Origin of the sequence: Streptomyces sp. NPDC050287, from assembly GCF_044459385.1 — a bacterium.
GTDB lineage: Bacteria > Actinomycetota > Actinomycetes > Streptomycetales > Streptomycetaceae > Streptomyces.
Map to the genome: position 1 here is coordinate 552,543 of NZ_JBITIY010000002.1, position 19,770 is coordinate 572,312.

General features: G+C 69.9%; 14 protein-coding genes. 8 read left to right on the forward strand and 6 right to left on the reverse strand.

Annotation, left to right across the window (positions count from 1 at the left end):
* Nucleotides 1–32: 32 nt before the first annotated feature.
* Nucleotides 33–533: a transcription elongation factor GreA gene (gene greA / locus ACIBK3_RS07840; RefSeq protein WP_399362944.1), complete on the reverse strand. Its 501-nt coding sequence runs from the start codon at nt 531–533 to the stop codon at nt 33–35.
* Nucleotides 534–791: 258 nt separating this feature from the next.
* Complete coding sequence (locus ACIBK3_RS07845) at nt 792–1,190, reverse strand: DUF4307 domain-containing protein (protein WP_399362946.1); 399 nt, start codon at nt 1,188–1,190, stop codon at nt 792–794.
* A gap of 166 nt (nt 1,191–1,356) precedes the next feature.
* Between ACIBK3_RS07845 and mca the strand changes: the two genes are divergently transcribed.
* Both mca and ACIBK3_RS07855 read left to right on the forward strand, forming a co-directional pair.
* Entirely contained in the window at nt 1,357–2,217 is an 861-nt protein-coding gene (mca, locus tag ACIBK3_RS07850) for a mycothiol conjugate amidase Mca (protein ID WP_399363970.1), read from the forward strand.
* On the forward strand, nt 2,210–2,458 hold the full coding sequence (locus ACIBK3_RS07855; RefSeq protein ID WP_399362948.1) for a hypothetical protein: 249 nt from the start codon (nt 2,210–2,212) through the stop codon (nt 2,456–2,458). The genes mca and ACIBK3_RS07855 overlap by 8 nt, the downstream gene beginning before the upstream one ends.
* Before the next feature lie 171 nt (nt 2,459–2,629).
* Here ACIBK3_RS07855 and ACIBK3_RS07860 read toward each other — a convergent pair whose 3' ends face one another.
* Entirely contained in the window at nt 2,630–5,830 is a 3,201-nt protein-coding gene (locus ACIBK3_RS07860; protein WP_399362950.1) for a tetratricopeptide repeat protein, read from the reverse strand.
* Between the two features lie 365 nt (nt 5,831–6,195).
* Between ACIBK3_RS07860 and ACIBK3_RS07865 the strand changes: the two genes are divergently transcribed.
* The 5 genes from ACIBK3_RS07865 (at nt 6,196) to ACIBK3_RS07885 (ending at nt 14,988) form a co-directional block, all read left to right on the forward strand.
* On the forward strand, nt 6,196–8,250 hold the full coding sequence (locus ACIBK3_RS07865; RefSeq protein ID WP_399362952.1) for a thioredoxin domain-containing protein: 2,055 nt from the start codon (nt 6,196–6,198) through the stop codon (nt 8,248–8,250).
* A gap of 201 nt (nt 8,251–8,451) precedes the next feature.
* Nucleotides 8,452–9,720: a glycosyltransferase gene (locus ACIBK3_RS07870; protein WP_399362954.1), complete on the forward strand. Its 1,269-nt coding sequence runs from the start codon at nt 8,452–8,454 to the stop codon at nt 9,718–9,720.
* The gene (locus tag ACIBK3_RS07875; RefSeq protein ID WP_399362956.1) at nt 9,717–11,375 is read left to right on the forward strand and encodes an ArnT family glycosyltransferase; all 1,659 of its coding nucleotides are present in this window, start codon (nt 9,717–9,719) and stop codon (nt 11,373–11,375) included. The genes ACIBK3_RS07870 and ACIBK3_RS07875 overlap by 4 nt, the downstream gene beginning before the upstream one ends.
* A complete protein-coding gene (locus tag ACIBK3_RS07880; protein ID WP_399362958.1) occupies nt 11,372–12,574 on the forward strand; it encodes a glycosyltransferase in 1,203 nt (400 codons plus the stop codon). Before ACIBK3_RS07875 ends, ACIBK3_RS07880 begins: the two co-directional genes overlap by 4 nt.
* 71 nt (nt 12,575–12,645) lie before the next feature.
* Nucleotides 12,646–14,988, forward strand: coding sequence for a galactose oxidase-like domain-containing protein (locus ACIBK3_RS07885; RefSeq protein WP_399363972.1), 2,343 nt, complete (start codon nt 12,646–12,648; stop codon nt 14,986–14,988).
* A 145-nt stretch (nt 14,989–15,133) separates the two neighbouring features.
* Here the strand turns inward: ACIBK3_RS07885 and ACIBK3_RS07890 are convergent, their stop codons facing one another.
* The 3 genes from ACIBK3_RS07890 to ACIBK3_RS07900 form a co-directional block, all read right to left on the reverse strand.
* The gene (locus ACIBK3_RS07890; protein WP_399362960.1) at nt 15,134–15,868 is read right to left on the reverse strand and encodes a Mut7-C RNAse domain-containing protein; all 735 of its coding nucleotides are present in this window, start codon (nt 15,866–15,868) and stop codon (nt 15,134–15,136) included.
* Nucleotides 15,869–15,924: 56 nt separating this feature from the next.
* On the reverse strand, nt 15,925–16,554 hold the full coding sequence (locus ACIBK3_RS07895; RefSeq protein WP_399362962.1) for a TetR/AcrR family transcriptional regulator: 630 nt from the start codon (nt 16,552–16,554) through the stop codon (nt 15,925–15,927).
* Between the two features lie 183 nt (nt 16,555–16,737).
* On the reverse strand, nt 16,738–17,445 hold the full coding sequence (locus ACIBK3_RS07900) for a hemolysin III family protein (protein ID WP_399362964.1): 708 nt from the start codon (nt 17,443–17,445) through the stop codon (nt 16,738–16,740).
* A 327-nt stretch (nt 17,446–17,772) separates the two neighbouring features.
* Here ACIBK3_RS07900 and ACIBK3_RS07905 point away from each other — a divergent pair, with 327 nt between their 5' ends.
* The gene (locus ACIBK3_RS07905; protein WP_399362966.1) at nt 17,773–19,596 is read left to right on the forward strand and encodes a phosphoenolpyruvate carboxykinase (GTP); all 1,824 of its coding nucleotides are present in this window, start codon (nt 17,773–17,775) and stop codon (nt 19,594–19,596) included.
* The last annotated feature ends 174 nt before the right edge of the window (nt 19,597–19,770 follow it).

Here is a 19,770-nt window from a genome sequence, read left to right on the forward strand (position 1 = left end):
CCGGGGGCCCGTCGACACCGGGGTGGCCGGGATCAGCCGCTGTACGGCTCGGCCTTCAGGATCTTCACCGAGGCCTTCCTGCCGTTGGGCAGCTCGTACTCGGCGTCGTCGCCGACCTTGTTGCCGATCACGCCGGAGCCCAGGGGGGACTGCGGCGAGTAGGTCTCGATGTCGGAGCTCGCGTACTCACGCGAGGCGAGCAGGAAGGTCAGCGTGTCGTCCTCGTCGCCGTCGAACGCGATGGTCACGACCATGCCCGGGGCCACCGCACCGTCCGCCGAGGCCGGCGCCTCGCCGACCTTGGCGTTCTCCAGGAGCTGGGTCAGCTGGCGGACACGGAGCTCCTGCTTGCCCTGCTCCTCCTTGGCCGCGTGGTACCCGCCGTTCTCGCGCAGGTCCCCCTCCTCGCGCGCGGCGGCGATCTTGGCGGCGATCTCCGTGCGCGCAGGACCAGACAGGTACTCCAGCTCGGCCTTGAGCTGGTTGTACGCCTCCTGGGTCAGCCAGGTGACGTTCTCGCTGGTCTGGGTCACAGGTGCTCCTCGTAGGTACTGGGAATACAAAGCATCGCCCTACCCAGAAGAATGTTCCTCCATGGATGGGCGAAACCACGAGCCTAACAATTCAGGGACGGAAGGGGGAGGACATAAGCGACCAGAATTACATCGCCGCAGGCCAGCGCCCTGTATTCGCGGGCGGACGGGCGAGGTCAGCCCTCGGCGGGGGCGTTCTCGGTCGGGCTCGGGCGGCCTCGGGCGGCTCCGGCCGGCCTTGGACGGCTCCGGTCGGGCTCAGTCGGCGTGGCAGCCCAGGAGCTCGGCCGTGGTGCCGGGTGACGTCGTGCGGAGTGTGACGACCTTGTCGATGCGGGTGGCGTCCCCGGTGAAGCGGAAGTCTGCCCGGCCCACCTCGGCGCCGTTCTCCGCCTGAGAGCGCACGGTGCAGTAACCGCTGGCACCGGCGTCCTTGCGGACCTCCAGATGCACCTGGACCGCGTCCTTGCCGGCGTCGAACGCGATCACCTCGGCGCTGATCTTGTTCTGGCCGACGTAGTGGTACGCGAAGTAGCCGACGAGAGCGAGCAGCAGCACCGCGAGGACGGTACCGGCGATCTTGAGTTTGTGATCGGCACGCTCGTCCGAGGAGCGGCCGTACCGGCCCTCGGGCGGTCGCGTACTCACCGTACTCATGATCGTCCTCTCGGCAGAAGCGGGACCAATCTCCCGGAAGAGAGTCTCCGGAGCGGACCCCGGAACAATTCGCCCTCCGATTCGGTCACTATAGAAGCCGCCGATCGCCCCGGTTCACGCGGGCGCCGACTACAAGGATTGAGTCTTGACTGACCAACTGCGACTGATGGCCGTGCACGCCCACCCCGACGACGAGTCGAGCAAGGGCGCGGCCACCATGGCGAAGTACGTGTCCGAGGGGGTGGACGTGCTCGTCGTGACCTGCACGGGCGGGGAGCGCGGATCCATCCTCAATCCGAAGCTGCAGGGCGACGCGTACATCGAGGAACACATCCACGAGGTGAGAAAGAAGGAGATGGACGAGGCCCGGGAGATCCTGCGCGTCAAGCAGGAATGGCTCGGCTTCGTCGACTCCGGCCTGCCCGAGGGCGATCCGCTGCCGCCGCTGCCGGAGGGCTGCTTCGCCCTGGAGGACGTCGACAAGGCGGCCGGCGAACTGGTGAGGAAGATCCGCTCGTTCCGCCCGCAGGTGATCACCACCTACGACGAGAACGGCGGCTACCCGCACCCCGACCACATCATGACCCACAAGATCTCGATGGTGGCGTTCGAGGGCGCGGCGGACACCGAGAAGTACCCGGAGAGCGAGTTCGGTCCGGCGTACCAGCCGCTCAAGCTCTACTACAACCAGGGCTTCAACCGCCCCCGCACCGAGGCGCTGCACCAGGCGATGCTCGACCGGGGCCTGGAGTCGCCGTACGGGGACTGGCTCAAGCGCTGGGACGAGGCCGGCGCCAAGGAGCGCACGCTCACCACGCACATCCCGTGCGCCGACTTCTTCGAGATCCGCGACAAGGCACTGATCGCGCACGCCACCCAGATCGACCCCGACGGCGGCTGGTTCCGCGTGCCGATGGAGCTTCAGAAGAAGGTCTGGCCGACGGAGGAGTACGAGCTCGCGAAGTCCCTCGTCGATACATCCCTCCCCGAGGACGACCTCTTTGCGGGCATCCGCGACAATGCCTGACATGAGCGCAAGCGCAAGCCTGGCAATGACGCACCTCGCGACCCTCGCCAAGGAGGTCGACCAGGACAAGGTGACCCCCGGCGTCCTCGGCTTCATCGTCTTCGCGGCGATGGCCCTGGCGGTGTGGGCCCTGATGAAGTCCATGAGCCGCCACATGCACAAGGTCGACTTCCAGGAGTCCCCGGACCCGAAGGCAGGCTCCGGGGGCACCCCGGCCGTGCCGAAGGCGAAGCAGGGCTGAGAGCCGGGGGCCTGAGAGGCCGAGGGGCCGAGAGGCCGAGGGGCCGAGAGGCTCGACGGGGACGCCGTACCGGGGAGCGGGCGGCGGCCGGCGCAGGCGCGGCCGCCCGCCGGAGGGATCGTGTCGCGTCACAGCGCTCCGCGGCCACCGCGGAGCGCTGCGACACGGGCCCTACGCCCGCGAAGCGACCGTCACCCCCATCACCTCCCGGGCATGCCTGCCCGGCACCATCCCGAGCCGCCACGCCTGCCAGCCCGCTTCCAGGCTCACGCCCCGCTCCAGGAGCAGCTGGTAGGCCTCGATGTAGTCGTCCAGTTTCTCGTCGCGGGTCGGGTGGTTCGCCCGGGACAGCTGGGTCAGTTCCTCCTGGGCGACCGCCGTGCCCACCTCCACGCCTCCCGGTGCGGCGTACGGCAGCAGCGTGCAGCGCAGGAAGCGGGCCCAGTCCTCACCCCGGCGGTCGCCGTACGACGTGAACAGCCCCACCGCCTCGTCGCACAGCGCGAGGGCCTGTTGGGTGCGGGCGTTGCCGGCGTCCACGACCGCCAGCTCCAGGCAGGTCCAGGCCTCGCCGTGCGCGACGCCGATGCGCTGGAAGTCGGCCCGGGCGTCCACCAGGAGCTGACGGGCGAATCCCGAGTTCCGCAGCGAGCCCGTCTGTGCCGCCCGCTGGTCCCGGGTCGCCCGGGCCGAGTGGTGGCGGGCACAGGCGAGGCCGTAGACGTCGCGGATCCGGGAGAACATCGTGCGGGAACGTTCCAGTTCCCGGACCGCCTGGTCGAGGTTGCCCGTCTCCTCCAGGGCCTGGCCGAGGTAGTAGACCGTCCAGGCCTCGCCGCGGGCGTCCTCGTTGTCGCGGTGCCGGGAAGCCGCCTGGCGCAGGGCGTCCAGTGCCGCGGACGCGTCGCCGTCGACCAGGCGGGCCCGGGCCAGCTGGGTCAGGGCCCAGGCCTCGCCGCGGGCGTCGCGGGTGCGGCCGTACAGGTCGAGGGCGGTGTGGAGTTCGCGTTCCGCGCGCGGGACGTCGCCCATGCGCAGACCCAGCTGCCCGAGCTGGAAATGGGCCCACGCCTCGCCGTGCATCGACTCGCCGGCCCGGTGCAGGACCAGGGACTCGGTGAGGAGGTCCAGCGCCTCGGACAGATGCGACCGGTCCCGTTCCACCGCCGCCAGCGCGTGCATCGTCCAGGCGCGGTCAGTGGCCAGCTCGGGGGCGGACTGGAGGTCGAGGGCCTCGCGAAGACGGGCCGCGGCCTCGGTCAGGTTGCCCTGGTGGTGGAGGGTGATTCCGAGGGAGCACAGGGCCCGGGCGGCGCCCGCGTCGTGATGAGCCTCCATATAGAGGTCGACCACCGACGTCAAGGTGGTGCGGGCCTTGTCCAGCTCGCCCAGCTGCCGGGCCGCGATGCCGGTACGCCACTGCACCGAGCGCACCAGCAGGCCCTGGTCGACTGCCTGCGCCAGTTCGCTGATCTCGCCCAGGCGGTAGAGGTCGCCGCGCAGCAGGCAGTAGTCGCACAGGGCGCCCAGCAGGTTCAGTACGGCCGCCTGGTTCACGCCCTCCGCGTGCCGCAGCGCCGCCGTGATGAAGCTCGACTCGTCGTCCAGCCAGCGCAGCGCCTCGTCGAGGGAGGTGAACCCGTGCGGGCTGAACCGGTCCGAGCGGGTCGACATGTTGCCGTCGACGAGGCGCAGTACGTTGTCCGCGAGGTCGGCGTAGTTCACGATCAGCCGTTCCTGCGCCGCCGTGCGCTCGGCGGGTTCCTCCTCGTCGAGGAGGCGGGCCTGGGCGAAGGTGCGGACGACGTCGTGCAGGCGGTAGCGGTTGCCGCGGACATGGTCGATCAGACCCGCCCGGGCCAGCGCCTCCAGGTGACGCTTGGCCTCGGTCTCGTCCGTGGCCAGCAGCGCGGCCGCCGCGGCGGCGCCGAGCGAGGCACGGCCGGCCAGGGCGAGGCGGCGCAGCAGCCGGCGGGCCGGGTCGGACTGGTCGGTGTAGCGCAGCCACAGGACCCGCTCGGCGGGCCCGACAGGACCGTAGGCGCCCAGGTCCGCGGCGAGCCGGCGGGGTGAGCGCGGGCCCAGCGAGGAGCCGGCGATCCGCAGCGCCAGCGGCAGACCGCCGCACAGTGCTCTGATCCGGTCGGTGGACTCGGCGTCGTAGGGCCCGGTGGTGTCCTGCGCGGCCGCGCCGAGGAGTTCCTCCGCGCCGGGCGCGTCCAGGGTCTCGACGGGGAGGTGGTGCACCACCGCCGGCAGGTCGGCGGGCAGGGCGAGGGGCTCGCGGGCGGTGACCAGGACCAGGCTGTCGGAGCGCTCGGGGACCAGGGTGCGGACCTGCTCGGGGTCCGAGGCGTCGTCCAGGACGATGGTGACGGGCAGGCCGGTCAGATGCTGGTGGTACAGCTCGCTGAGCCGTTTGACCTGCTGGTCCGCGGATGAACGCTCGCGGAACAGGAGCTGTTCGCGGGGTGCGCCGAGCCGGTTGAGGAGGTGCAGCAGCGCGTCCCGGGTGGGCAGCGGCTGCTCGTCCGGGGTGTCGCCGCGCAGGTCGACCACGCACGCGCCGCGGAAGTAGTCCTTGAGGTCGTGGGCGGCGCGCACCGCGAGAGTCGTACGGCCGCTGCCGGGCGCCCCGTGCAGGACGACCACTGCCGGCCGGGTCTCGGTGCTCGCCCGGGACGCCTGCACCCACTGCCGGATACGTGCCATCTCCTGCCGTCGGCCCGCGAACGTGCCCCCCGGCTCGGGGAGTTGACCGAACGACTGCTGGAGCACGTTGCGTCCGCGGGCCGCCGCGCTCTTGTCCGCGCCCTTCAGCCGCGGGCTGGTCTTCTTCGGACCGGTGGAGGCGCTGAGCATCCGCTGCTGGTCGAGGAACGGGCGGATGCCCCGTACCTCCAGCGCCGTCAGCCACTGCAGCCGCAGCTGCTCGGGACCGCCGGGCTGGCCGATCGCGCCCGCCCGGTGGTGTGCGGCGGGAAGATGGGAGCCGGCCACCTTCACCACGGTCGCCGCCGCGCCCACCACCCCGACGGTTACCCCGGTGCCCAGCGCCGTGCCCGCGCCGGTGCCCAGGGCCAGGTCGGCGACCGTGGCCGCGACCGCGGCGACGCCGGCGACCAGCAGCGGAGTGCCGGAGCCCTCCTGGGCGTAACGCTGACCGAAGGTGAGCTGACCGGCCTTCGCCTCGTCCAGCGCGCGCGTGTAGGCCTCGTACTCCTCGGCGGCGGTCTGCGCCATCGCGTCCAGCGAGGCGCGCGCCCGCGACAGCAGCACGCCGCCCTCGGTGCGCCCGCCCGAGCGCCGTACCTCCTCCTCCACGGCCCGCGCCAACAGCCGTTCGGCCTCCACGCGATGACTGTCCCGCATGTCGCGTCCCCCTCCGGCGGCAACCGCTCTCCCGGTCGTTCCCTGCTTGTTACTTGCCCCGTTTCTTGGTCAAGTGTGCTGCGGACGGCGCATTGGTGCGAGGGGGCGTGCGGTCTGCAATGACTGTGCCGCGTAGGGAAATTGGCGCGTGGGACGGCCGTGGCTGTCGTGATCGCGGACCGGATCGGCAGTGATCGCGGACAGGAACGGCCGGGGACGGGGAGCGCGTGAGTACGGTGAACGGCGGGCCATCGGGTCCGGCGCAGGGATCCCAGCAGCCTCGCCGGGCGCGGTGGGTGGTCGGGGCTCGCGTCCGGGACACGCCTGCCGCCTGACGGGACGGGTACTGCGGCAGGATGGACCCCATGCCGAACCGACTGGCGCACGAGACGTCCCCCTACCTCCTTCAGCATGCCGAGAACCCCGTCGACTGGTGGCCCTGGTCGGATGGGGCCTTCGAGGAGGCACGGAAACGGAACGTGCCCGTCCTGCTCAGCGTCGGCTACAGCAGCTGTCACTGGTGTCACGTCATGGCTCACGAATCCTTCGAGGACCAGCAGACCGCCGACTACCTCAACGCCCACTTCGTCAGTGTCAAGGTCGACCGCGAGGAACGCCCCGACGTGGACGCCGTCTACATGGAGGCCGTGCAGGCGGCCACCGGCCAGGGCGGCTGGCCCATGACCGTGTTCCTCACCCCGGACGCCGAGCCGTTCTACTTCGGCACCTACTTCCCGCCCGCCCCCCGCCACGGCATGCCCTCCTTCCGGCAGGTGCTGGAGGGTGTCCAGCAGGCCTGGGCCGAGCGGCGGGACGAGGTCGCCGAGGTGGCCGGGAAGATCGTCCGGGATCTGGCCGGGCGGGAGATCTCCTACGGCGACAGCCGGGCGCCCGGCGAGGAGGAACTCTCGCAGGCCCTGCTCGGGCTGACCCGGGAGTACGACCCACAGCGCGGCGGGTTCGGCGGGGCGCCCAAGTTCCCCCCGTCCATGGTGATCGAGTTCCTGCTGCGGCACCACGCCCGCACCGGCGCCGAGGGCGCTCTCCAGATGGCCCAGGACACCTGCGAGCGGATGGCCCGCGGCGGGATCTACGACCAGCTCGGCGGCGGCTTCGCCCGCTACTCCGTCGACCGCGACTGGACCGTGCCGCACTTCGAGAAGATGCTCTACGACAACGCCCTGCTGTGCCGGGTCTACGCCCATCTGTGGCGGGCCACGGCCCGCGACGGAGTCGCTGATGAGCACAGCGAGCTCGCCCGCCGGGTCGCTTTGGAGACCGCCGACTTCATGGTGCGGGAACTGCGCACCGCCGAGGGCGGTTTCGCGTCCGCGCTGGACGCGGACAGCGACGACGGGACGGGCCGGCACGTCGAGGGCGCGTACTACGTGTGGACGCCGGAGCAGCTCACCGAGGTGCTCGGCGCGGACGACGCCGAGCTCGCCGCGCAGTACTTCCGCGTCACCGTGGAGGGCACCTTCGAGGAGGGCGCCTCCGTACTGCAACTCCCGCAGCAGGAGGGCGTGTTCGACGCCGATCGGATCGAGTCCGTCAAGCAGCGGCTGCTCGCGTCCCGGGCCGGGCGCCCCGCTCCCGGCCGGGACGACAAGGTCGTCGCCGCCTGGAACGGCCTCGCGATCGCCGCGCTCGCCGAGACCGGTGCCTACTTCGACCGCCCCGACCTGGTGGAGGCCGCGCTCGGCGCCGCCGACCTGCTGGTCCGGCTGCATCTGGACGACCACGCCCGGCTCTCCCGCACCAGCAAGGACGGCCGCGCCGGCGCCAACGCGGGGGTGCTGGAGGACTACGCCGATGTCGCGGAGGGCTTCCTCGCGCTCGCGTCCGTGACCGGCGAAGGGGTGTGGCTGGATTTCGCCGGGTTCCTCCTCAACCACGTCCTGGCCCGGTTCGCCGACGACTCCGGCAGTCTCTACGACACCGCCTCCGACGCCGAGCGGCTGATCCGCCGTCCGCAGGACCCCACCGACAACGCCACACCCTCCGGCTGGAGCGCCGCCGCCGGCGCCCTGCTGAGCTACGCGGCCCACACCGGCTCCGAGCCGCACCGCACGGCGGCCGAGAAGGCGCTCGGTGTCGTCAAGGCCCTCGGCCCGCGCGTCCCCCGCTTCATCGGCTGGGGGCTAGCGGTCGCCGAGGCGCTGCTGGACGGGCCGCGCGAGGTGGCGGTCGTCGGACCGGCGCCGACCGACCCGGCCGCCAGGGCCCTGCACCGTACGGCGCTGCTGGGCACCGCGCCCGGTGCGGTGGTCGCCGTGGGGACGCCGGACAGTGACGAGTTTCCGCTGCTCGCCGACCGTCCGCTGAGCGGCGGTGAACCGACCGCGTATGTCTGCCGTAACTTCACGTGTGACGCTCCGACGACCGATCCGGAGCGTCTGCGGACGGCTCTGACCCGCTGAACGGCGGAGGGGAGGGCTCGTTCGAGGTGCCCAAATGAGTCACGTGTCGGGATAACGCCCGGTAGTCGCCGCACTATTACGAAACACACAATTTATCGGAACGGACTCCCACGATTCACAGTTCCCCCCTAATCTCTGCACAGTGACGCGAGAGGCGAACAGTCTTTCGCGACAGGGGGTTTGGGGATCTGGGGGGATCTGTTGCTCACGTCTGTCTTCATCGCTGCCGTTTCGCTTGCCTTGTTCTGGATGGCCGCCTTCACCTTGTGGTGGCAGATGCACGCCTGGCGTACGCCGGAAGTGCTGGCCTCCACCCGCTTCCACAGACCGGACGGCGGGGAGAGCCTGTCGTTCTCGCTGCTGCTTCCGGCACGCCACGAACAGGCCGTGCTCGACCACACCATCCAGCGGCTGCTGGAGTCGAGCCACACCGACTTCGAGATCATCGTCATCGTCGGGCACGACGACCCGGAGACCACGGCGGTCGCCCGTGACGCCGCGGAGCGCGATCCACGGGTGCGGGTCGTCGTCGACACCCATGAGAAGAAGAACAAGCCGAAGGCCATGAACACGGCGCTGCCGCACTGCCGCGGCGACGTCGTCGGGGTCTTCGACGCCGAGGACCAGGTTCATCCGGAGCTCCTCGCGCACGTCGACCACGCCTTCCGCACCACCCGGGCGGACGTCGTCCAGGGCGGGGTGCAGCTGATCAACTTCCACTCCAGCTGGTACAGCCTGCGCAACTGCCTGGAGTACTTCTTCTGGTTCCGCTCCCGGCTGCACCTGCACGCGCAGAAAGGATTCATTCCGCTCGGCGGCAACACCGTCTTCGTCCGCACGGACGTGCTGCGGGAAGCCGACGGCTGGGATCCCGACTGCCTCGCCGAGGACTGCGACCTGGGCGTCAGGCTGTCCAGCGTCGGCAAGAAGGTCGTCGTCGCCTACGACTCCGACATGGTGACCAAGGAGGAGACGCCCGGTTCGCTGATGTCGCTGCTGAAGCAGCGCACCCGCTGGAACCAGGGCTTCCTCCAGGTGTACCGGAAGAAGGACTGGAAGCAGCTGCCGGGCTTCGGGCAGCGGCTGCTGGCCCGCTACACGCTCATGACCCCGTTCATGCAGGCCTTCACCGGCGTGATCATCCCGCTCAACGTGGCGATCGCGCTCTTCATGGACGTGCCCGTGGCCATCGCCTTCATCACCTTCCTGCCGCTCGTCACCGCCATGGTGACCTTCGTCTTCGAGATCGTCGGACTGCATGACTTCGGCAAGCAGTACGGGCTGCGCGTCCGCTTCGTCCACTATCTCAAGCTCATCGTGGGCGGCCCCTTCTACCAGGTGCTCCTCGCCGGCGCCGCCATGCGCGCCGTATGGCGTGAACAACGCGGCCGCAACGACTGGGAGTTGACCACGCATGTCGGCGCCCACCTCACCCCGTCCGAAGTGACCCGAGAGGACGTCCGCGCGTGACTTCCACCCTTCCCGCGGTGACCACTTCCACGGTCCCCGCGCAGCGGCAGCCTGCGCCCGCCTCCGGTTCGGACGGTCGAACAAGCCCGCCGAGCCGCCTGCGTTCCTCCCGCTCCGACCTCCTCCTGTGCGGCGTTCTCCTCCTGGCGATCCTGGTCGTCCAGGGCTGGAACATCGCCGACTACCCGACGCTCAGCGACGACGAGGGCACCTACCTCTCCCAGGCGTGGGCGGTCCAGAACGGCACGGGCCTCGCCCACTACACCTACTGGTACGACCACCCGCCGCTCGGCTGGCTCCAGCTCGCCGCGCTGACCTGGATCCCCTCGCTGATCAGCCCCGACTCGATGACGGTCGGCTCGATGCGCGTGATCATGCTGCTCGTCAGCGGCATCAGCGCGGTGCTGGTCTACGTCCTGGGGCGCCGGCTGTCCCTGCCCCGCTGGGCGGCCGGACTCGGCATGGTCCTGTTCGGGCTCTCGCCGCTGTCCGTGGTCCTCCAGCGGGAGATCTTCCTCGACAACCTCGCGGTGATGTGGACGCTGCTCGCGTTCACCCTCGCCGCTTCCCCGAGCCGTCACCTCTGGCACCACTTCGGGGCGGGCATCGCGGCCGCCACGGCCGTGCTCACCAAGGAGACGATGCTCGTCGTCCTGCCCGCGCTCCTGCTGACGATGTATCGGCACAGTCACCGCGACACCCGGAAGTTCGCGGTCACCGGCGCCGTCACGGCCTGCGTACTGATCGGATGCGCCTACCCGCTCTTCGCCCTCCTCAAGGGCGAACTGATACCAGGCGGCGGCCACGTCTCCCTCTGGGACGGCGTCAAGTACCAGATGACCAGGCCCGGTTCGGGCTTCATCCTCGACCAGGGCTCCGGCTCCCACGGCGTCTTCCAGTCGTGGCTCTACTACGACCGTGTCCTGCCGCTCGGGGGCCTGGCCGGCGCGGTTCTGCTGCTGGTCACCTGGCGCTGGTCGGTGACCGCCCGCGCGCTGGCCGGACCGGCCCTGACGGTGGCGATCCTCGCCGCGCTGGCCCTGCGGCCCAACGGTTACCTGCCCGCGATGTACGTCATCCAGGCGCTGCCCTTCCTCGCCCTGGTCCTCGCCGGAGGCACCGCCTCCATCGCCCACGCCGTGGTGCGCAGATGGCGGACCGACGGGGAGAAACGGTTGCTCACGAGCGGGCGGTACGCCCTCGCGGCCGCCCTCGCGATCGCCGCCGGCTCCTACGTCGTACCGAAGTGGTACGACGGCGACCACACCGCGGTCACCGCGGACGCCAACGCCCCCTACCGGGCCGCCTCGAAGTGGCTGAGCAGCGAGGTGGCGGACCCGAAGCACACGCGGGTGCTCGTCGACGACGCGCTGTGGCTGGACCTGGTGCACGCCGGGTACCAGCCGGGGCTCGGCGTCATCTGGTTCTACAAGGCCGACCTCGACCCCGCGGTGACGAAGACGATGCCGCACGGCTGGAAGGACATCGACTACGTGGTCGCCTCGCCGACGGTGCGGCGCGACGCGGTCGACCTGCCCAACGTCCACGCCGCCATCCAGCACTCGACACCGGTCGCCACCTTCGGCACCGGTGATGACCGGATCGAGATCCGGCAGATCCAGACCACCGGCACCGCCGTGGGAGGCGTCCGATGAGCCAGGAATCCATCGTCCCCGGAGAACTCGACGATCCGGCCGTACGCGCGGTGGAGGTCCCGGAGCCCGGGGCCGTCACCATCGTCGTCCCGACCTTCAACGAGTCCGCCAACATCCGCGAACTGCTGCACCTGATCACCGAGTCGGTGCCGTCCCGGCTGCCCTGCGAGGTGGTCTTCGTGGACGACTCCACCGACGACACCCCGGAGGTCATCTACGAGGCCGCCAAGGACTGCCCCTTCCCGGTCACCGTCCTGCACCGGGACGAACCGGTCGGCGGGCTCGGCGGCGCGGTCGTCGAGGGCCTGAAGGCGGCCTCCTCCGACTGGATCGTCGTCATGGACGGCGACTGCCAGCACCCGCCGTCCCTGGTACCGGAGTTGGTCGCCACCGGCGAGCGGGCGAACGCCGGCCTGGTCGTCGCCTCCCGCTACATCAAGGGCGGCAGCCGCGCCGGTCTCGCCGGCAGCTACCGGGTCGCCGTCTCGCGTGGCGCGACCTGGCTGACCAAGTCGCTCTTCCCGCGCAAGCTGCACGGCATCAGCGACCCGATGAGCGGTTTCTTCGCGATCCGCCGCAGCGCGGTCACCGCCGACGTGCTCCAGCCGCTCGGCTACAAGATCCTCCTCGAACTCGCCGTCCGCAGCCGTCCGCGCCGGGTCACCGAGGTGCCGTTCGTCTTCCAGGACCGGTTCGCGGGCGAGTCCAAGTCCAGCGCCCAGGAGGGCCTGCGCTTCCTGCGCCACCTGGTCGGGCTGCGGTCGGCCTCCCCGGTGGCCCGGATGGTCGGCTTCGGCCTGATCGGCGCGACCGGTTTCGTGCCGAACCTGGTCGGCCTGTGGGCGTTGACCCTGGCCGGCATGCACTACGTACCGGCGGAGATCCTCGCCAACCAGCTCGGGGTGGCCTGGAACTTCGTGCTCATCGAGCATCTGCTCTTCCGCGACCGGCGGCAGCACCGGCGGTGGTGGGACCGCGTGGGGCGGTTCGGTCTGCTCGCCAACGCGGACCTGGTGCTGCGCATCCCGCTGATCGCTTTGTTCGTCGACCGGTTCGGGATGGGTGCGCTGTCCGCGACCGCGCTCGCTCTGGTGACGACCTTCGTCCTGCGCTTCGTGGGGACCGAAGCGCTGGTCTATCTGCCGCGCAGGGGCCGCGGGGGCCCCGACAGCGGTGCTACCGCAAGGAGAGCCGTGTGAACAGACTTGGTTTCACCAAGTACCGGAGAAGAACCGCACTCCTGGGGGTCGGCGCACTCACCGCCGGCCTCATGCTCACCTCACCGCAGTCCGCGTCCGCCGCGAACCTGGTGAAGAACCCGGGCTTCGAGACCGCCGGCACCGGCGACATGCCGTACTGCTGGGAGAAGTCCGGCTGGGGCGACAACGACTTCACCTTCTCCACGGTGAGCGACGCCCACAGCGGCTCCAAGGCGATGAAGGTGTCGCTCACCCGCCGTGTCAGCGGTGACCGCAAGGCGCTGATCACCGAGACGGCGGAGTGCGCGCCGGTGGTGACGGCGGGCAAGCAGTACGACCTGGGGCTCTGGTACAAGTCGACCACCCCGGACACCTCGCTCACGCTGTTCCGGCACGACGCGACCGCCGGCTGGCAGTACTGGACCGACCTGAAGACGTTGGACATGTCCTCCACGTATGCCCAGGCCACGGTCCGCACCCCCCAGGTCCCGGCCGGTACCGACCGCATCACCTGGGGCGTCTCCGTGTACGGCACGGGCTCGGTGACCACCGACGACTACACGATGGACCAGGTCCCCGACACGCCCCCGCCCGCCACCTGCACGGGCACGGCCGACCAGTGCGCCAACGGCAAGTGGGACGTGCTGCCCACGCAGAACCCGGTCCGTTCCATGCACTCCGTCGTCCTCAACAACGGCAAGGTGCTGCTGATCGCGGGCTCCGGCAACAGCGAGGAGCAGTTCAACGCGGGCACGTTCACCTCGGCGGTGTACGACCCGGTCAAGGGCACCTACAAGGTCATCCCCACGCCGAAGGACATGTTCTGCTCCGGGCACATCCAGTTGCAGGACGGGCGCGTGCTGGTGATGAGCGGCAACAAGGCGTTCCCGGTCGCGGGCGGGCACGGCTACGAGGGGTACAAGGACTCGTACATCTTCGACCCGGTCACCGAGACGTACAGCAAGACCAACGACCTGAACGACGGCCACTGGTACCCGTCGGCGACCGAACTCGGCAACGGTGACGTCGTCTCCTTCGGCGGGCTGAAAGAGGACTCGACCGGCTCGGTGACCGCCGAGTACTGGTCGAACGCCGAGCAGCAGTGGCAGCCGCTGTGGAAGGTCAACCAGACCTGGTCGTACTGGGGTCTGTACCCGTCGATGGTCCTGATGCAGGACGGGCGCCTCTTCTACACGGGCAGCCATGTCTTCGGCAACAACATCCCGGGCACGGGGTCGGCGATCTACGACTACAACGCCAACACGATCACGCAGATCCCCGGCCTGCAGAACAAGGACCAGCGTGACCAGTCGGCGAGCGTGCTGCTGCCTCCGGCGCAGGACCAGAGGGTCCTCACCCTCGGCGGCGGCAACATCGACTCCAACCCGGACGGCAACCGGCTGACGGACATCATCGACCTCAAGGCCCCCAATCCGGCCTACGTCGCCGGCCCGCCGCTGCCGCAGGGCACCGTCGACCTCGGCAACGGCAAGATCCCCGAGACCGGCAACCAGGGCAAGATGTACGTCTCCGCGGTACTGCTGCCCGACGGCAAGGTGCTGGAGACCGGCGGCGCGCTGCACAACCGGGCCAACCCGGTGTTCGAGTCGTCGATCTACGACCCCGGGACCAACACCTTCGACCCGGTGGCCGCCGACCCGGAGGCGCGGGGCTACCACTCGTCCTCGTTCCTGCTGCCCGACGGCCGGGTGATGTCGACCGGTGACAACCCGGGCAACGGCACCTGGAACCACAACGTGTCCATCTACACGCCGCCCTATCTGCTCAAGGGCACGCGTCCGACGATCACTTCGGTGATCGACAGCGAGTGGAACTACGGCGACACCCAGCGGATCACGGTCGACCGGCCCGTCGCCAAGGCCGAGCTGATCCGTCCCGCCGCGGTGACCCACTCCTCGGACCCGAACCAGCGGTTCGTCGACCTGCCGCTGTCCGTCTCCGGCAACAACGTCGACCTGAACGTGACGAGCAACCCCAACCTGGCGCCGCCCGGCTGGTACATGCTCTTCGCGGTCGACGCCAACGGCGTGCCGTCGGTGGCCAAGTGGGTGCACCTCCAGGGCCCGGCGGCCCTGAGCGCCTCCGACGCCTCGGCCCACGTCCACTCCTTCGCCGACTCGCTCGAAGGCACGGTGACCGGGCCCGGCAAGAAGAAGACCTCGCAGAAGGTCAGCCCGGCCATCTCCGGCTGCGACCGGCACTACGGCTCGATCAACGTCTGCGTGCCGACCGTGTTCCCGGCCACGGTCAAGAAGACGACGGCCGCCCGCTGCGCCTGGCTGAAGGTGAACGACTACGGCCGCCTGAAGATCAACGGCGGGGACGACCCCCTGAAGCTCGACCCCGACAAGAACGGGATCGCCTGCGGGAAGGGAGACGTCAGGCGCCGCTGAGGATCAGCACGCCCAGCATGAGCTGAGCGGCCCACCGCACCAGCACGGCCCCGGACCCGGGCGGACTCCGCCCGGGTCCGGGGCCATGCCAGTGCCAGTACACATCCCATCGCGCCGACCGCGGCGCGGTGATCGGCCCGGCTGCTCAACCCTCGTGGGTGCGCATGCTCAGCGCACGCTCCACGATGGCCTCCAACTGCTCGTGGTGCGCGCCCTTCCAGTACGCCCGGCCGCACTCCCGGCACTGCGCGAAGACGTCGTACGACCGCTGCGTCCCGCCCTCCAACTGGTCGGTGACCTCCTCCTTGGTGGCCTCCCGCAGCAGGCCGTTGCAGGCGGTGCACCGGGTCCAGGGCCTGAGCTCGGGGCGGAACCGCTCCAGGACGTCCCGGAGTTGCTCCTCGGAGCGCGTGCTGTAGACGAAGGCGCCGGCCCACAGTTCGCGGCGGCGCAGCAGGCCCCGGTCGCGGCTGAGCATGACGCGCCGCTCGGCGGCCGAGCGGGCGGCGAGGGCCGGATCGCCGATGTCCGTCGACTCGTACGCCGTGTCCACACCGAGCAGGCGCAGCCGGCGGGCGAGGGTGCCGAGGTGGACGTCGAGGAGGAAGCGCAGGGGGGCGCCGGGGACCCGCTGGGGGCGTTCGACGGCGCGCACCTCCACCGACTCGCCCGCGGCCGGGAGGTGCGACACGGCCACCTCGCGGCCGTCCACGAGCAGGGCGCCGACCTCGGTCAGCGGGACGCCCAGCGACTCGACGACATGGCCGAGGGTGGAGACGCCGTCGATGGCGACCGGGGTGGCGCCGGATCGGCGTCCGCGGGGGACGAACAAGGCGAGTTCGCGGGCGAACGCGACGTGGATCTCCGGTACTGCGGTCACCGGGCCAGGATGTCACGGCCGCGGGCGCGGGCCTCAGCACCGTTCAGGCGCGGGCCTCAGGACCGCTTGGGGACAGGGCCGTGCTCGAAGACGTCCAGGGCGCGGTCGAGGAGGGTGCGGAGGTCGTCGTGGAAGTCGTTCTCGGCCCAGTACAGGGGGACCTCGGCCAGGCCGCCGATGAGGGACATCGTGTAGACCCGCACCTCCAGACTGTCCTCGTCGCGGCCCGTGCGCTCCGCGACGGCGCCGGCGAGCAGTTTGCCGGTGGCGGACATGCTCTCCATCATCCGCGAGCGCACCGCGGGCACCTCGACCATCAGCCGGGACCGCAGCCGGGTGACCTCGGCTTCCTCGGCCGCCCCCAGGCCGATGGCCTGCCGCAGGACGTACCGCAGGGATGCCCTCCACGGCTCGTTCGCGGGCCGGGCACGCAGTTCCTCCAGCAGGAGCGGGTGGTACGCGTCCGTGAGGACGATGTCCTCCTTGGTGGGGAAGTAGCGGAAGACCGTGGACGGCGAGACCTCGGCGCGCTCGGCGATCTGCTCGATCGTGGTGGCGTCGTAACCCTGTTCCTTGATCAGCGCGTACGTCGCCTCGCGGATCGCCGTCCGGGTCTTGATCTTCTTGCGCTCCCGAAGTCCCAGCCGGGGGCCGTCGGTGAGGGGGAGGGGGCGTGCGGGCGTCATGAGAGTCATTGTCGGGCATCGGCCTGCGACGCCACCATGTCCGGGCTCCCGGGGCACACCGGTCAGGACGACGCCCTTGCCGTGGACGCACGTGCTGTGACGGAGGCGGCCAGGCCACGGCGGACGGCCACGGCTCGAGAGCCGTGGCCGTCGTTCACGGTGCGGGAGGGGCGGGCTCGCCCGCTAGTACGCGACCAGCGAGATGGACACGTAGTGCGCGATGAAGGCCGCCAGGGTCAAGGAGTGGAACACCTCGTGGAAGCCGAACCAGCGCGGTGAGGGGTTCGGGCGCTTGAGGCCGTAGATCACTCCGCCCGCGCTGTAGAGGAGGCCGCCGACGATCACCAGGACCAGCACCGCGACGCCGCCCGCGCGCATGAAGTCGGGCAGGAAGAAGACGGCGGCCCAGCCCATCGCGATGTAGCAGGGGGTGTAGAGCCAGCGAGGGGCGCCGACCCAGAAGACGCGGAAGATGATCCCGGCCGTCGCGGCGCCCCAGATGCCCCACAGCAGCCACTGCCCCTTGGCGCCGGGCAGGAGCAGCATCGTCAGCGGGGTGTAGGTCCCGGCGATGATCAGGAAGATGTTGGCGTGGTCCAGGCGGCGCAGAATGCCGTCCATCCTGGGGCTCCAGTCGCCCCGGTGGTACAACGCGCTCACGCCGAACAGCAGGCACGCTGTCAGCACGTAGATCGCGCAGGCGAGCCGGGCTCTGCTGGTGTCGGCGAGGGCGGTGAGCACCAGTCCGGCGATGAGTACGGCCGGAAACATGCCGAGGTGCAACCAGCCCCGGAGCTTGGGTTTGACCGGATGCGGCAGGGAGAGCGCGACGGGGCCGCGACCGGCGGGGGCCGGGCTGTCCGTGGGCGCGTCGGGGACGGACGCAGTCATACGGCGCATCGTACCTACGCAACCGTAAGTAACGGGTCAGTCGTATGAGATGACTGCCCAAGAGTGGCCATCCTCTCATGGCAGTTGCTCAAAGAGAGCGTCAGTTGAACCCCAAGTGGATGCAAAGCGGCCATTCTAACCGTGGTGATCCTCACGTCGCTCACTTGTGAGCTCCTCTGGACAGATGGGCGCTCTCGTCGGATGATCATATGAGTGCAGTCGGCACCGGATGAGCGCGAAAGATCACCTGCCTGAAGCATCCGGGTCGCAGCCCCCACGGGGCCTCCAAGCTGAAAACCCTCATATACCCGTCATCTAGGAGCAATCGTGGCGCGCGACATCGTGGCTCCCCCCGTCATTCCCACCCACCACAAGGAACTGGTCTCGTGGGTGAACGAGATCGCAGAACTGACGCAGCCGGACAGCGTGGTCTGGTGTGACGGATCCGAAGCGGAGTACGAGCGCCTGTGCGAGGAGCTCGTGGCGAAGGGCACCTTCAGGAAACTCGACCCGATCAAGCGCCCCAACTCGTACTACGCGGCGTCCGACCCGACCGATGTCGCCCGGGTCGAGGACCGCACCTTCATCTGCTCCGAGAAGGAGGAGGACGCGGGCCCGACCAACCACTGGAAGGACCCCGCTCAGATGCGGGAGATCTTCGCCGGTGAGAAGGGCGTCTTCCGCGGCTCCATGAAGGGCCGGACGATGTACGTCGTCCCGTTCTGCATGGGCCCCCTCGGCTCGGACCTGTCCGCGATAGGCGTCGAGATCACCGACTCCGCCTACGTCGCCGTGTCCATGCGCACCATGACCCGCATGGGACAGCCGGTCCTCGACGAACTCGGCTCCGACGGCTTCTTCGTGCGTGCCGTGCACACGCTCGGAGCGCCGCTGGAGGAGGGCCAGGAGGACGTGCCGTGGCCCTGCAACTCCACCAAGTACATCTCGCACTTCCCGGAGACCCGCGAGATCTGGTCCTACGGCTCCGGCTACGGCGGCAACGCCCTGCTCGGCAAGAAGTGCTACGCCCTGCGTATCGCCTCCGTCATGGCGCGTGACGAGGGCTGGCTGGCCGAGCACATGCTGATCCTGAAGCTGACCCCGCCCACCGGCGAGTCGAAGTACGTCGCCGCCGCCTTCCCGAGCGCCTGTGGCAAGACAAACCTCGCCATGCTGGAGCCCACCGTCTCCGGCTGGACCGTCGAGACGATCGGCGACGACATCGCCTGGATGCGCTTCGGCGAGGACGGTCGCCTGTACGCGATCAACCCCGAGGCCGGCTTCTTCGGTGTCGCGCCCGGCACCGGTGAGCACACCAACGCCAACGCGATGAAGACGCTGTGGGGCAACTCCGTCTTCACCAACGTGGCGCTCACCGACGACAACGACATCTGGTGGGAGGGCATGACGGAGGAGACTCCGGCCCACCTGACGGACTGGAAGGGCAACGACTGGACCCCGGAGTCCGGCGTCCCGGCCGCCCACCCCAACGCCCGCTTCACCACCCCCGCCGCCCAGTGCCCGATCATCGCGCCCGAGTGGGAGGACCCCAGGGGTGTGCCGATCTCCGCGATCCTCTTCGGGGGGCGCCGCGCCACCGCCGTACCGCTGGTGACGGAGTCCTTCGACTGGAACCACGGCGTCTTCCTCGGCGCCAACGTGGCCTCCGAGAAGACCGCCGCCGCCGAGGGCAAGGTCGGCGAGCTGCGCCGCGACCCGTTCGCCATGCTGCCGTTCTGCGGCTACAACATGGGCGACTACATGGGCCACTGGGTCGATGTGGCCAAGGACAAGGACCCGGCGAAGCTGCCGAAGATCTACTACGTGAACTGGTTCCGGAAGAACGACGAGGGCAAGTTCGTCTGGCCCGGCTTCGGCGAGAACAGCCGCGTCCTGAAGTGGATCGTGGAGCGGCTGGAGGGCAAGGCGGAGGGCGTCGAGACGCCGATCGGCATCCTGCCGACCAAGGAGGCCCTCGACACCAACGGTCTCGAACTGTCCGCGTCCGACCTGGACTTCCTGCTCAGGGTCGACAAGGAGGTCTGGCGCGAGGAGGCCGCCCTGGTCCCCGACCACCTCAACACCTTCGGCGACCACACGCCCAAGGAGCTGTGGGACGAGTACCACGCGCTGGTGCAGCGCCTGGGCTGAACCGCCCCCCCGCGAAGACGCCGCGGCCGGTCCGATCGTGCCCTGACCAGCAACATCGTCACGGCCAGCCGCGGTGACAGCATCCAGTACCGGCGAGACTTCGTACAACGGCGTGCGGGGTCCTGGGCCCGTCGTCGTCTCTCCCGTCCGCCCCGACGGGAGAGACGACGGCGG